Consider the following 14,307-nt stretch of genomic DNA (forward strand, 5'->3'; position numbering starts at 1 on the left):
CATTTTTCTATGCATTTTTACGCAGCAAACGGATCTTGTAAAATCATGGTTTGTACGCGATCCGGTCCGGTTGATAGGATAGAAACCGGTACGCCGGTGACTTCTTCGATGCGTTTGATGTAATTACGGCAAGTTTGTGGTAATTGATTCACATCGGTGACGCCGAAGGTGTTTTCTTTCCAACCCGGCATGGTTTCATAAATCGGCTCAACACCTTCCCAGTCTTTCGCCGCAAGCGGTGCGTATTCTACAATGTTGCCGTTTGGCATTTTGTAGCCCACGCAGATTTTCACTTCATCGAAACCGTCTAACACGTCTAATTTCGTCATGCAGAAACCGGAAATAGAGTTTAATTGAATCGCGCGACGAATGGCTACCGCGTCAAACCAACCACAACGACGAGGACGCCCGGTGACCGCACCAAATTCGTTCCCTTTACGGGCAATTTCTGCGCCAACTTCATCGAATAATTCTGTCGTGAACGGGCCGCCACCCACGCGGGTGCAATAGGCTTTGATGATACCCAACACATAATCCAAATTACGTGGACCAAAACCGGAACCGGTAGCAACGCCACCGGCAGTGGTGTTGGAGCTGGTCACATACGGATAGGTACCGTGGTCAATGTCCAACATGGTGCCTTGTGCGCCTTCGAATAAAATGTTGTCGCCATTTTTGCGGGCAGTATCCAAGATAGAGGTAATGTCAGCAACCATGCCGGTGATAATATCGGCAACGGCGAACACATCATCTAAGGTTTTTTGATAATCAACCGGTTCGACTTTGTAGTAGTTCACCAATTGGAAGTTGTAGTAATCAAGGATGTTTTTGAGTTTTTCGGCAAAGGCTTCACGATTAAATAAGTCACCTACGCGTAAACCACGACGAGCGACTTTGTCTTCATAAGCCGGGCCGATACCACGACCGGTGGTACCGATGGCTTTTTTGCCAAGTGCCGCTTCACGGGCGTGGTCCATCGCAACGTGGTAAGGCAGAATTAATGGGCAAGCTTCGGAGATCAATAAACGGTCACGTACGTTCACGCCACGGTTTTCTAATTCGCCCATTTCTTGCATGAGGGCAGTTGGGGAAAGTACAACGCCATTACCGATTAAACAGGTGACGTTATCGCGTAAGATACCTGATGGAATTAAACGTAAAACGGTTTTTTCACCATTGATGATTAAGGTGTGACCGGCATTATGACCGCCCTGATAACGAACCACATATTTGACGCGGTCGGTGAGCAAATCAACGATTTTTCCTTTTCCTTCATCGCCCCATTGCGCGCCGAGAACAACAACACTTTTACCCATAATTTTCCGCCTTTTTTAAGCTAGTTTATAAAAATCAACGGTTGCTTACTTTACTCTTTTTAACCTTTGATCTCAATGAGATTTATGACTATTTGTTGGCTAAAATAACCGCTCTTTTCGGTGCAGGATAGCCTTCGATGGTTTTGCTGTGATCCGCCGGATCGAGAAAATCAATTAAGGATTCATTTTCTAACCAATCGGTTTTACGCTGTTCTTCTAATGAGGTAACGGCGACATCCACGCAACGCACATTTTTAAAGCCGGTTTTTTGTAACCAATGAATCAAAGCAGCGACAGATGGAATGAAATACACATTTTTCATTTTGGCGTAGCGATCCATCGGCACCAACACCGTATTTTCGTCACCGTCCACCACTAAGGTTTCGAGCACCAATTCACCGCCATTAACCAGTTGCGCACGCAGTTGGGAAAGGTGATCGAGCGGCGATTTTCGGTGATATAACACGCCCATAGAAAACACCGTATCAAACGCGGCAAGGGGTTGCATTTGCTCGATGCCGAGAGGAATCAGATTAGCTCTGCGATCGTCATTTAAGAGTTTGCGAACCGCTTCAAATTGGCATAAGAACAATTCTGTCGGGTCGATGCCCACCACCATTTTTGCGCCTTCGCCCACCATGCGCCACATATGATACCCACTGCCGCAACCCACATCTAAAATCGTGCGGTCTTGCAATGGCGCTAAATGCGGTAGCACGCGATCCCATTTGAAATCAGAGCGCCACTCGCAATCCACATGAATGCCAAGTAAATGATAAGGCCCTTTGCGCCATGGCATGAGTTGTTTTAAATGGTGAGTAATACGCTGGCGTTCACCATCAGAAAGCGCAGAATCGCACTCAGATTTGACCGCACTTTTAAGATCAATACGAGAAGCCGGCAAGTGCGGTAGAAATTCCACGACTTTTGCCCATTTGGCATATTCCCCGTGGGTTTGCTGTTGCCATTGTTTCATTTGTAATGGCAAGGTTTCCAACCAAGGGGAAAGATGGGTCGTAGCAATTTGTTGATAAAAAGGACGAAAATCGATCATATCGTTATCTCGGTGAATTAAGGTTACAGCGCATCATGATACGCTTTTTGGGCTTTTTCAAAGGTGTCAGTAATGGTCGCGTCCGGTTTTGTGGATAACAGCGACACAATAATAATGGCGATGGCGGCGAACACAAAGCCCGGAATCATTTCATACACTTGCGCCCATTCGCTTTCTTGCGGTAAACACTCTTTCCAAGCAAATACCGTTATTGCGCCGGTGAGCATGCCTGCCATGGCGCCGGAGGACGTCATGCGTTTCCAAAAGAGTGAAAGTAAAACTACCGGACCAAAGGCACTGCCAAACCCAGCCCAAGCAAATTCTACAAGTTTCAACACCTTACTGTTTTGATCTTGCGCAATCCAAATGGCAATGGCGGCAATCACCAATACCATGATGCGACCTAACCAAACTAATTCTTTTTCTGATGCTTTCGGGCGGATAAAGCCTTTGTAAAAGTCTTCCGTAATGGCACTGGAAGAAATTAACAACTGGCAACTTAAGGTACTCATCACCGCGGCAAGAATGGCGGAAAGTAAAATACCGGCAATCCACGGATTAAATAATAGTCGGGATAATTCAATAAAAACTTGTTCCGGCTCATGGTTTACCAAAGCGGCAGAAGCGGTGTTTGCATTTGCATAGAAATAGGCCATACCAAAGAAACCGATGGCAACGGCACCTACTAAGCAAAGCACCATCCAGGTCATGCTGATTTTGCGGGCTTTATTGAGAGAGCGCACAGAGTCTGCCGCCATGAAACGAGCGAGAATATGCGGTTGTCCGAAATAGCCTAACCCCCAGGCTGCAAGGCTTAACAAGCCCATAATGGTGGTGCCACGGAATAAGTCGGTAAATTCTTTTTGTGCGCTTATTTCTGCTTGTTGTACGATATTTTGTAGATCATCAACGCCGCCGATAGAAATCACCACAAAAACAGGGGTAAGCAATAAGGCGAAAATCATCAGCGTGGCTTGAATCGTATCCGTCCAACTCACCGCAAGGAAACCGCCGATAAAGGTGTAGGCGATGGTGGCGAGCGCGCCATACCAAAGTGCGGTGGAATAATCGATTGAAAAAAGATTTTGGAATAATTTTGCCCCAGCCACCACACCTGAGGCGCAATAAATGGTGAAGAACACCAAAATAATGGAGGCGGAAACGATTTTTAACGCATTGTGACGCGTGCCAAAACGATGATGAAAATATTCGGGCAGGGTTAAGGCATTATGATTGAATTCGGTGTAAACCCGTAAACGTCCGGCAACGAAGAGCCAGTTTAAATAGGCACCCAAGGTTAGGCCGATGGCAATCCAGCCCTCGACCAAACCGGATAAATACACGGCGCCCGGCAATCCCATTAACAACCAACCGGACATGTCGGAGGCACCGGCAGACATCGCTGTGACGAAACTGCCTAAGCGACGCCCACCCAAAATGTAATCGGATAAATCTTTGGTGTAATAATAGGCGGCAACCCCAATGCCAATCATGCCGAAAATATAAATAGTAAATGTAACAATTGTCGGATCTAAACCAAACATCCTATCAACCCTAAAAATAGTTCTTATATTCAAAAAAAGGGGAGCATTTTACCTTATTTGCCCCTGTTATTCTATTTTCCTTTTCGTTAGACTAATCGGCAAAATCAATAACAACGACATTTTGGATAAGATATTTTATGGATTCTGTTGAATTATTGGTCAATGTGACACCAAATGAAACGCGCATTGCCTTAGTGGAAACCGGTTTGCTGAAAGAAGTGCATATTGAACGCCAAGGTAAACGCGGTATTGTCGGAAATATTTATAAAGGTCGCGTCACCCGTGTATTACCGGGAATGCAATCGGCATTTGTGGACATAGGCCTGGAAAAAGCCGCCTTTTTACACGCTTCAGACATTGTATCGCACACCGAATGTGTGGAAGAAAGTGAACAAAAGCAATTTGTGGTGAAAGACATTTCCCAGCTGGTACACGAAGGACAAGACATTGTGGTGCAAGTGGTAAAAGATCCGCTTGGCACGAAAGGTGCGCGACTCACCACAGATATTACCTTGCCTTCCCGTTATTTAGTATTCATGCCGGAAAACAGCCATGTGGGCGTGTCACAACGCATTGAAAGTGAGGAAGAACGTAATCGCTTGAAAGAGCTCACCTTGCCTTTATGCGATGAATTGGGCGGTTTTATTATCCGTACTGCGGCCGAAGGGGCGACTGAACTGGATTTACAACAAGATGCCGATTTCTTAAAACGCTTGTGGCGAAAAGTGCTAGAACGCCGTGCGAAATACCCAACCCGTTCTATGCTTTACGGCGAATTGGCGCTGACACAGCGCATTCTGCGCGACTTTATCGGTGGCAAATTGGATCGCATTCACATTGACTCCCGACTCTGTTTTAATGAAGTGAAACAATTCACCGAAGAATTCATCCCCAACCTTACCGACAAACTGATTTTATACACGGGAAATCAACCGCTCTTTGATGTGTACAGTGTGGAAAAGGGGATTCATCATGCTTTAGATAGACGAGTGAATCTCAAATCCGGTGGTTATTTAATCATTGAGCAAACAGAAGCCATGACCACGATCGACATCAACACCGGTGCATTCGTGGGGCATCGTAATTTGGAAGAAACCATTTTCAACACCAATATTGAAGCCACCAAAACCATCGCGCAACAACTTCAACTGCGCAATCTTGGCGGCATGATTATCATTGATTTCATTGATATGCAAAGTGAAGAACACCGTAATCGTGTGTTGGAGTCCTTGCAAGATGCCTTATCGCGTGATCCGGTGAAAACAAACGTTAATGGCTTTACACAATTAGGTTTGGTGGAAATGACACGCAAGCGTACTAGGGAAAGTTTGGAACATGTATTGTGTTGCGAATGCCCAACCTGCCAAGGTCGCGGACGAGTGAAAACAGTGGAAACCGTATGCTACGAAATCATGCGCGAAATTATCCGCGTGCACCATTTATTCGCCAGCGAACAATTTGTGGTTTACGCCTCCCACGCGGTTGCCGACTACTTAATCAACGAAGAATCCCACGGTTTGTTAGCTGAGTTGGAAGTCTTTATTGGCAAACGAATCCAAGTAAAAACCGAACCGTTTTACACCCAAGAGCAGTTTGATGTGGTGGTAATGTAAAAAGTGCGGTGGGAAAACAATCTATTTTTTGAACGTTTTAGCTTTTACGTCATCGAATGTTGTTTTTTCCCTCACTACAATAACCGTCCTGAGCAACGTATTGTTGTATTGGGATAACGCAATTTAATTCTCATCCCCGACAATATGTTGGGGATTTTTATATAACAACGCTGAGAAATAATATGGCAAAAGAATCCAATTCCCTATATTTACAATTAGAAATTTTACGTTTAATTCCAAAACGTAGTTACATCAGCACGCATGAAATCCAACAGAAGTTAGAGGACATTGGTTTTTTTCGAGATATTCGTAGTATTCAACGCCAGTTAAAAAGCCTGTCAGAACAGTTTGATATTGAATGTAATACCCTCAGCAAGCCTTACAGTTATCGCTGGAAAGAAAATGCTAAAGGGCTCGATTTGCCGATTTTAAATGAGCAACAATCCTTGGTTCTGATGTTGGCGAAGCAATATTTAAAAGGCATTTTGCCTGCGAATATCCTGAATTCGATGGAATCCTTTTTTAAGCAGGCAGAATATAACTTGGTCTATGATGCCAATAAAAAATCCGGTTCCGAATGGCTAAACAAAGTGGCGATTGCGCCAACCAGCCAACCGTTATTGCCCGCCAAAATTGAGCCCGAAATTTTTGCTCAAATTAGCACCGCACTTTATCAAAACCGATTTTTACAGGTGCATTATCGAAGTATTCACGGCAAAGAGCATAAAGCACAAGTTAAGCCACTTGCTTTGGTACAACAAGGCCCGAGTAGCTATTTAGTGGCACAATATGAACATGGCGATATTTTGCATCTTGCTTTGCATCGTTTGCTTGAGGTTACCGTGAGTACCATGCAATTTGAGCGCCCGGATTTTAATTTGAAAGCGTATGTTGAAAGCCAAAAGTTCGGCTTTAGTTATGGCAGAAAAATTCGATTAACGTTCAGAGTAGATAAAGCGATTGGTGGATTTTTGACAGAAACGCCGTTATAGGTTGATCAAACAGTGAAAGATTGTGGCAGTGAATATGAAATTTCAGCTACGGTCATTGAGAGTGAAATGTTGAACTGGTGGATTGTGCATTTTGGCGAAAATTATCAAGAAATTGATCGTGTATATCTCGAGGACATTTCCTAACGACACACATTGTCGCTTTATGTTTTATGATGAAGCCATCAACAGAGAGGGCATTAAGATGAATCCTTATCAATCACCTGATCAAGCAGAAATATTTTCGGGCATGATGGGAAGAGATAGAGCGATTGATGAGATTCTAAAAGTGAGAGGAAAGAAAAAACATGGCAGCGAAAAATAAACCAATTTGCGTGGTATTAACCGGTGCGGGGATTAGTGCCGAAAGTGGCATTCCTACCTTCAGAGCGGAAGACGGTTTGTGGGCAGGGCATAAAGTCGAAGAAGTTTGTACACCGGAAGCCTTACAAAAGAACCGTGCGAAAGTGTTAGATTTTTACAACCAACGCCGTAAAAATGCCGCCGCAGCTAAGCCAAACGCTGCGCATCTTGCCTTAGTTGAATTGGAAAAAGCCTATGATGTGAGAATCATTACGCAAAATGTGGATGATTTACATGAGCGAGCAGGAAGCTCAAATGTGTTGCATTTACACGGTGAATTAAATAAAGCTCGCAGTAGCTTTGATGAAAGTTATATCGTGGATTGTTTTGGTGATCAGAAATTAGACGATAAAGATCCAAACGGACATCCGATGCGCCCTTATATCGTCTTTTTCGGCGAAATGGTGCCGATGCTAGAACGAGCCATTGAGATTGTAGAACAAGCGGATGTAGTATTAGTGATTGGCACCTCTTTGCAGGTGTATCCAGCGAATGGTTTGGTTAATGAAGCTCCACGCAATACGCCGATTTACTTAATTGATCCGAATCCCAATACAGGCTTTGTACGCAAGCAAGTGATTGCAATAAAAGAAAAGGCAGGAGAGGGAGTGCCGAAAGTGGTGGCAGAGTTATTAGAGAACACTAAAAACTCATAGAAAAATGACCGCACTTTTCACATAAATAGCGAGTTTTATATCACTATACTGTATGACTGATGAATCAACGAGAAACGTATGCATCCAGTAATTGAATTTTATTTAGAACAAAGAAAAAGCCAACATAATTTATCTTTGCAAGATATGTGGGCAATGCCAAAAAGAATGATTGGCGATGCTTATTTTTATATTCCTTGGCTTTTACCTGTTACTGAAAGTTCCAAATGGAATCGTTCAGTATCGGTTTTTAACGAAGAAGACTTGGCTATTTTTATTGGAGATGAAGCAATTCAAAATAAATATTTACATTCTATTGATATTATTCTGGATTACTTCTGTTTATATCGTGAAGATAATAAAATATTCTCAAAAACAGAATTGAGTGAACGTAAAGTTTGGCTACGTAATATCGGGCATGAAAGTAAGAAGATTTCCCGCATCATTCGTAGTTTAAATTATTGCGGTCATTCTGAGTTGGCTAAAAGTTTACAGCAACTGGCAATAAAATTAGGTCAAGAAAAAGGCGTAATTCAAGAAGAAACAATGGAAATTTGGACAAATCTACTTAAACAATAAGGATAAAATGATAGTAACAGAAGATTTTAAAAAAGTGGCAATATCCTTCGCTGGAGGAGATGGCGGAAATCCTAACTCAGATGTTTGGTTTTGTGGGTTAGAATGGGGAATTGGTGATGAAGCTTCTCCTGATGATTTTTATAAGAAATTTAGTTTAAGCCCTAAATTAATACCGCACTCTTGGTTAGAGGACGATTTTGATGGTAGTTGGACTACGCAATATAATCAAAAATTATGTTGGTTTTTGTGGTACTACTATAATTTAGATTGGAAAAGTGGTGAAAGCTATGAGTATTTTGTTAGTACTTATAATGTGCTTTATCCACAGGGTATTGGTTTTAAACTAAATATGCTACCAATCAATTTCAAAAATAGAGCATCAATTCAATGGAATGAACAATTCATTAAGATGACAGGATTTGAAACATTCGATGAATATAGAGAATGGTGTGTTGAAAATCGTGGTGCTTTTTATCGTCAACTTATAGATGAATGTAATCCTAAAGTTATTATTTGTACGGGAGTCACTGAAAAAGATAACTTCTTTAAGTTTTTTACTGGAGAAGCCGTATATGAAACTAAAGCGTTGAAAGAATTTAATATCTTCTATCGCAAGTACAATGATACTTTAATTTGTGTTTGCCCATTTTTTGGTGGCCCAAGTGGCATTAATTCTTACGACAAAATGGAAGCATTAGTAGAGTCAGTAAAAGAATTATGTAAATAATTTTTTTATTAAGTTTAACGTTGATATATAAATAGCGACTTCGGTCGCTATTTATCATTACTTATCTTGCTTATATTTAAGCATGTGCATAATAAGCCTAATAAGCGTTTCTTTTTGTTTCGGATTGATGGTTGCCGTGGCATTCTCGAGCAATTCGGTTTGCCCGCGTTTTAAGGAAATATTATTAAATACAATCATTTTTTCGAATACATCTGAATTTGTGCCTATTTTGCAATATTTTTCCTTTTCTCGGAACTGTCTATTCCAATTTTATTGATTTACCAGTCAGAAAAACCTCGTATAATAAGGGACAATAAAGACCTATTTATCGAGAAACCCCTATGAAAATGCAACAAATTAATATGAAAACAACAGGCACGCCCGATGTGCTTTTTATCGAAGAAACGGAAATTCCCTAACCACAAGCGGGAGAGATTTTAGTGAAAGTGGCATATGCGGGCGCATTAATCGACCCGACATTATGCAACGCCAAGGCTTATACCCAATGCCGAAAGGGGTTACACCCATTATGGGCTTAGAACTTTCAGGAACGGTTGCTGCTATCGGAGAAGGTGTAACGGCATTTAAACCGGGCGATGAAGTCTGTGTCTTAACCGATGGTGGTGCTTATGCTGAATATTGCATCGTGCCTGCTACGCAAGCCCTGCCGATTCCAAAAGGCTATTCTTTGCTTGAAGCTGCAGCATTGCCCTAAACCTTGTTCACCGTGTGGGTGAATTTATTTATGCACCAACAAGTTAAATCAGGCGAACGCTTACTCGTTCATGGCGGTACGAGTGGCATTGGCATCACCGCGCTCACGCTTGCCAAAGGCTTAGGCATTGAAACCTTTGCCACTGTGGGTAATGAAGAAAAAGCAGATGTCATCCGTCAGCTCGGCGGCACACCAATTAACTACAAAACCGAAAACTTTGCAGAAGTGCTAAAACAACAAGGTGGCGTGGATGCCGTGTTAGATTTGGTCGGTGCCAGCTACTTCCAAGGTAATATCGACAGTCTTCGCCAAAACGGACGGTTATTTTTAATTGGATTTATGAGCGGCAACATCGCCGAAAACGTGGATTTATTGACGATTGCCTTAAAACGCATCCACATCACCGGCTCAACAATGCGCAGTCGCACCAAATTAGAAAAGGCAGAAATCACCCAATCCTTACGCAACGAGCTCTGGGAAAAACTCGGCAACGGTGAAATCGGCAAACCGATTATTCATCAAGTATTTGATTTTAAAGACGTAGCAAAAGCCCATATAGAAATGGACAAAGGCACGCATATTGGGAAAGTGATGTTAGATTTCACTTTGCTCACTTTGCTCAATCAATAAGGAGAAACACCATGAAACTTTCTATTCTCAATCTTGCCCCCGTTCGTGAAGGGCAAACTTATTTGCAAGCGGTCGATTCGATGGTGAATCTTGCAAAACATGCTGAGAACATTGGCATTGAACGCTATTGGATTGCTGAGCATCATAATATGAAAAATTTGGTGAGTTCAGCGACCGCACTTTTAATTCAACATACGCTAGCCAATACGAAAACTTTGCGCGTGGGGTCAGGTGGTGTGATGTTACCGAATCATTCGCCGTATGTAGTAGCTGAGCAATACGGCACACTGGAGACGCTTTATCCAAACCGTGTTGAACTCGGTTTAGGCCGTGCACCAGGAACTGATATGCAAACGGCTGCAGCACTTCGTCGTGGACGAAACAGTCTGGATTTCCCTGCGGAAATTGCAGAACTTCGCGGTTACTTTAAAGATTGCAACCCTGTTTCGGCTTATCCTTCTGCGGGCTTGAATATACCGTTTTATATTTTGGGATCCAGCACCGAAAGTGCCTATCTTGCGGCAGAACTTGGCTTGCCTTATGCCTTTGCTTCACACTTTGCGCCACGCATGATGGAAATGGCGGTAGATATTTATCGCAAAAACTTCAAACCCTCTACCTATCTTGCTGAGCCTTATGTCATCTTAGGGGTGAACGCGATTGTCGCTGAAACCGATAAAGAAGCGAAACAATTAGCGACGACACAAACACTATTTTTCTTAAACGTGGTGACTAACGCACAACAAAATTTACAACCGCCTATGGCTTCAGAAGAAGATGTTTGGAAAGCTCAAATGCACGCCCAAAAGAAACCGCACTTTGGCCCAGTTGATTTCGAGGAAATCCCGATTTACAACCAAGAACGTGCCGTAGTGGAACAAATGACTGCTTGTTCGCTTATCGGTAGTCCTGAAAGCGTGGATTTTCAACTCAAGCAATTACGTGAGCGGGTACATTTTGATGAAATTATGGCAGTGAGTTATATTTTTGATGAACAAAAGCAAGCCCAATCTTACACGATGTTGAAAGCGATTGTGGACAAGCAATAGCGAGACAAAAAGAAAAGTGCGGTGAATTTCACCGCACTTTAAATCAAAAAATACTAATAAGCCGTTTCTATTGGTAAACCTGCCTTCTCCCAACCATCAAACCCACCAATTAAGCTAAACACATTTTCATAGCCTTGCTCAACGAGGAAAGTCGCCACATTTCGGCTGCTCACACCATGATAACAACTCACGATAATCGGGGAGTCAAAGTCCACCTGTTCTTCAAATTGTAAAAAGCTTTGGTTGGTTAAATGAAAAGCCCCTTTCGCATGAGAATAGGTGAAACGTTGTGGATCCCGAATGTCTGCAAGCATGGCACCATTTTGCACCATTTCCCAAGCTTGTTCTGGACTAATTTCTTTAAACGACATGGTTTGTTCCCTTTGCGCGCTGTTTATACACGCCATCAAAAATAATCAGGCTCGTCGCCAATACTAAACAAATGAATAACGGATAACTATCCGCATCCATTTCCTCTCCAATCAAAAATGAAATAATCACCATCAAAATGGTTTCAACATAGCCCAGCAGGCCAAGTAAATTCATCCATTGCATTTTATTGATGTAAATGGACGTCGAAGGCGCAAAAGAGCGGTCGATTTTTCGATTGTTTTCCAAACGCTCAGGCAAAAGGAGTGTCTCCATCCAATGGCTTAGTCAATGAAGCTCCACGCAATACACCGATTTACTTAATTGATCCGAATCCAAATAACGACTTTGGTCGCTATTTGTTGGTTATTCCCCTTGCTTAAGCATATGCATAATAAGCCTAATGAGCGTTTCTTTTTGTTTGGGATCAGATTCGGCAACTAATAATGTGAGTGCAGCAAGCCCGGTATCATTGATAACCGGATGAGCATTATGATCAAACAAACGCCCATTTCGATGTAAGAAATCCACAAACAAAAACGCTCCGCTACGTTTATTACCGTCTGAAAAAGGATGGTTTTTGACGACGAAATACAGTAAATATGCGGCTTTTGCTTCAATGCTTGGATAAGCAGGTTCACCAAACACACTTTGATCTAAATTGCCTAAAATAGCAGATAAGCCATTATCTCGTTCACGTCCAAATAGATCGCTTGCTTCGCCTTTTGCCATCAGCTGTGCTTTTAACTCGGCCAGTGCAGAACAGGCTTCGGAATACGTGGGCAACATACCGCCTTGCTGGGTTTTCGGTTCGGCAAGTAAACCTTCATCATATTGTTGTAGCCATAAAAATGTATGCGTATAACGGCTGACAATATCCACTAATCCACGACCGCTTTCTAGTGTTAATGCTGAGGAATTTGCCGTTTTTTGAATAAGTGCAAGTGCTTGTTCCAGTTCATGTGCGTTTTGCTTTAAACGCTGTTGGTTAATCGCATAGCCTTGAGTAAGGTACTCTTTTAAACGAGCGGTTGCCCAAATTCTAAATTTAGTCCCTAAAATAGAATTGACTCTATAACCCACAGATATAATCACATCAAGATTATAGTATTCGATTATTCGATTAATCTGTCTTTTGCCTTCAATTTGAACAGTTGCATTTTTTGCAACAGTTGATTTTCTATCTAACTCTCCATCACTATAAATATTTCGTAAATGGCGTGAAATAACAGATTTATCGCGCCCAAATAAATCAGCCATCTGTTGTAAACTCAGCCAAACCGTATCCTTTTCAAATCTGACTTCCACTTGTGTCGTGTGAGTTTTCCCGTAAAAGGTCGGTTTTTAATCGTTGCTATATTTTGATTTATATAGAGAATATGCTGAAAGCCATTATTGGGCAGCCCAATTACATTTAGGACGATTTATTTAAGGAGAACACATGATTTATTTTTCAGATAAAGAATTAGACGATTTTTTATTGGAGGATATCTATCGTGGCGATTTGACGACGCGCGCGCTCGGTTTGGACAACGTGCCGGCGACGATTTTATTTAAACGTAAAAATGCCGGTATTGTGGCGGGCATTAGCGTGGCAGAAAAATTGCTGAGAAAACTGGAGCTTGAACCGCAGGTTTATGGGCAGGAAGGTGAAACCGTTGATGCCGGCACGGTGCTGTTAAGTGCGGTGGGTTTTGGCGACAAATTACATCAGGCATGGAAAGTGGTTCAGCTCGTGTTGGAGTGGTCTTGTGGCGTGGCGCAATACACGGCGGACATGATCGCCAATGCCAAAGCCATCAATCCTCATGCGGTGGTCGCCTGCACCCGCAAAAGCATTCCGAATACCCGAAAGTTAGCGACCAATGCGGTATTGGCAGCAGGCGGGCATATTCATCGGCAAGGCATTAGCGAAACGCTGCTGGTGTTTACCAATCATCGCAACTTGCTTGTGGAACCCGATAATTGGTCGGCAATCGTGGAACGTTTAAGACGGGAAGCGCCGGAAAATAAAATTACCTTGGAAGCGGATAATTTCAGTCAATTTGAACAAATGTTGGATGCCGAACCGGATATTATTCAGTTGGATAAATGGTCGGTGGATGACGTGAAACGGGCATTGTCTTTGGTGGCGGCGAGCGGTAAAAAAATCACTCTTTCTGTTGCCGGTGGTGTGAATAAACATAATGTTGCTGATTATGCTAAGTTGGGCATTCATTTATTTATCACCTCCGCCCCTTATTACGCCCCACCGGAAGATATTAAAGTGGTGATTGAGCGACAGTCTTAAAACACCGTAAAAAACGACCGCACTTTTTGATTAAAAGTCTCATTCTGTATTCAATCTGTGACGGTTAAATGCAACCGCCACAACTGCCACAACGCCAGTCTTCCGGATTCACTGCTTGATAAAACGCCCGCATGTAGTCTTCTTCCAAGGGAATGTCGTATTGAATAAATAAATCTGACAGCCAATCCATGTTGGCTAAAATCCAGTCGTTTTCATCCAAGCCTTCTAAATAAAGCTCATCTTCGGGATCAATAAAATTATAGATATTTCTGGTGCCCATATCTTTATCACGGCGTTCAGCGGGGAGGACGAGAGGAATGTCGTTATAGCGAATATCCCAATGTCCTAAGCAGAGCGTATGCCCTTTTGCCGTCCATTCGGCTTTAAATGGATTTTGCATAATCTGTTACTTAATT

14 protein-coding genes and 2 pseudogenes are annotated in these 14,307 nt (G+C 42.6%); 9 read left to right on the forward strand and 7 right to left on the reverse strand.

What is annotated here, in order from left to right; genetic code table 11:
- Positions 1 to 17: 17 nt before the first annotated feature.
- The 3 genes from purA to putP all read right to left on the reverse strand — a co-directional run bounded on the left by purA (position 18) and on the right by putP (position 3,914).
- Positions 18 to 1,316 carry an adenylosuccinate synthase gene (gene purA / locus J5A60_RS02860; protein ID WP_048748746.1) on the reverse strand — a complete coding sequence of 433 codons (1,299 nt, stop codon included), beginning with the start codon at positions 1,314 to 1,316 and terminating at the stop codon, positions 18 to 20.
- 88 nt (positions 1,317 to 1,404) lie between these two features.
- On the reverse strand, positions 1,405 to 2,370 hold the full coding sequence (cmoB, locus tag J5A60_RS02865) for a tRNA 5-methoxyuridine(34)/uridine 5-oxyacetic acid(34) synthase CmoB (RefSeq protein WP_212510514.1): 966 nt from the start codon (positions 2,368 to 2,370) through the stop codon (positions 1,405 to 1,407).
- A 23-nt stretch (positions 2,371 to 2,393) separates the two neighbouring features.
- Positions 2,394 to 3,914: a sodium/proline symporter PutP gene (gene putP, locus J5A60_RS02870; protein ID WP_212510515.1), complete on the reverse strand. Its 1,521-nt coding sequence runs from the start codon at positions 3,912 to 3,914 to the stop codon at positions 2,394 to 2,396.
- Positions 3,915 to 4,051: 137 nt separating this feature from the next.
- Between putP and rng the strand changes: the two genes are divergently transcribed.
- From rng to J5A60_RS02905, 8 genes and pseudogenes are all read left to right on the forward strand, one after another.
- Positions 4,052 to 5,527, forward strand: a complete 1,476-nt coding sequence (gene rng / locus J5A60_RS02875; RefSeq protein ID WP_212510516.1) for a ribonuclease G — start codon at positions 4,052 to 4,054, stop codon at positions 5,525 to 5,527.
- Between the two features lie 182 nt (positions 5,528 to 5,709).
- Positions 5,710 to 6,663 (forward strand): annotated as a pseudogene (locus J5A60_RS02880) (helix-turn-helix transcriptional regulator).
- 161 nt (positions 6,664 to 6,824) lie between these two features.
- Positions 6,825 to 7,535 (forward strand): NAD-dependent deacylase, encoded by a 711-nt coding sequence (locus J5A60_RS02885; RefSeq protein WP_212510517.1) that lies wholly within the window; start codon positions 6,825 to 6,827, stop codon positions 7,533 to 7,535.
- Between the two features lie 78 nt (positions 7,536 to 7,613).
- Positions 7,614 to 8,111, forward strand: a complete 498-nt coding sequence (locus J5A60_RS02890; protein ID WP_212510518.1) for an opioid growth factor receptor-related protein — start codon at positions 7,614 to 7,616, stop codon at positions 8,109 to 8,111.
- A 10-nt stretch (positions 8,112 to 8,121) separates the two neighbouring features.
- Complete coding sequence (locus J5A60_RS02895; protein ID WP_212510736.1) at positions 8,122 to 8,838, forward strand: hypothetical protein; 717 nt, start codon at positions 8,122 to 8,124, stop codon at positions 8,836 to 8,838.
- Positions 8,839 to 9,319: 481 nt separating this feature from the next.
- Positions 9,320 to 9,553, forward strand: coding sequence for an alcohol dehydrogenase catalytic domain-containing protein (locus tag J5A60_RS09525; protein WP_249113885.1), 234 nt, complete (start codon positions 9,320 to 9,322; stop codon positions 9,551 to 9,553).
- A 30-nt stretch (positions 9,554 to 9,583) separates the two neighbouring features.
- Positions 9,584 to 10,183, forward strand: a complete 600-nt coding sequence (locus J5A60_RS09530) for a zinc-binding dehydrogenase (protein ID WP_249113886.1) — start codon at positions 9,584 to 9,586, stop codon at positions 10,181 to 10,183.
- An 11-nt stretch (positions 10,184 to 10,194) separates the two neighbouring features.
- Positions 10,195 to 11,232 carry an LLM class flavin-dependent oxidoreductase gene (locus tag J5A60_RS02905; protein ID WP_212510519.1) on the forward strand — a complete coding sequence of 346 codons (1,038 nt, stop codon included), beginning with the start codon at positions 10,195 to 10,197 and terminating at the stop codon, positions 11,230 to 11,232.
- 53 nt (positions 11,233 to 11,285) lie between these two features.
- Here J5A60_RS02905 and glpE read toward each other — a convergent pair whose 3' ends face one another.
- From glpE to rhuM, 3 genes and pseudogenes are all read right to left on the reverse strand, one after another.
- Entirely contained in the window at positions 11,286 to 11,603 is a 318-nt protein-coding gene (gene glpE / locus J5A60_RS02910) for a thiosulfate sulfurtransferase GlpE (protein WP_049356822.1), read from the reverse strand.
- A pseudogene (locus J5A60_RS02915) lies at positions 11,593 to 11,787 on the reverse strand (EamA family transporter); the annotation flags it as partial. The pseudogene J5A60_RS02915 and the gene glpE, both read right to left, overlap by 11 nt.
- Positions 11,788 to 11,967: 180 nt before the next feature.
- The gene (rhuM, locus tag J5A60_RS02920; RefSeq protein WP_212510520.1) at positions 11,968 to 12,909 is read right to left on the reverse strand and encodes a RhuM family protein; all 942 of its coding nucleotides are present in this window, start codon (positions 12,907 to 12,909) and stop codon (positions 11,968 to 11,970) included.
- Between the two features lie 133 nt (positions 12,910 to 13,042).
- On the opposite strand from rhuM, the gene modD reads away from it, so the two are divergent.
- Complete coding sequence (gene modD, locus J5A60_RS02925) at positions 13,043 to 13,891, forward strand: ModD protein (protein ID WP_212510521.1); 849 nt, start codon at positions 13,043 to 13,045, stop codon at positions 13,889 to 13,891.
- Between the two features lie 64 nt (positions 13,892 to 13,955).
- Here modD and J5A60_RS02930 read toward each other — a convergent pair whose 3' ends face one another.
- Positions 13,956 to 14,291: a hypothetical protein gene (locus J5A60_RS02930; protein WP_212510522.1), complete on the reverse strand. Its 336-nt coding sequence runs from the start codon at positions 14,289 to 14,291 to the stop codon at positions 13,956 to 13,958.
- Positions 14,292 to 14,307 lie beyond the last annotated feature (16 nt).

It is taken from the genome of Aggregatibacter sp. oral taxon 513 (genome assembly GCF_018128305.1).
Taxonomy (GTDB): domain Bacteria; phylum Pseudomonadota; class Gammaproteobacteria; order Enterobacterales; family Pasteurellaceae; genus Aggregatibacter; species Aggregatibacter segnis_A.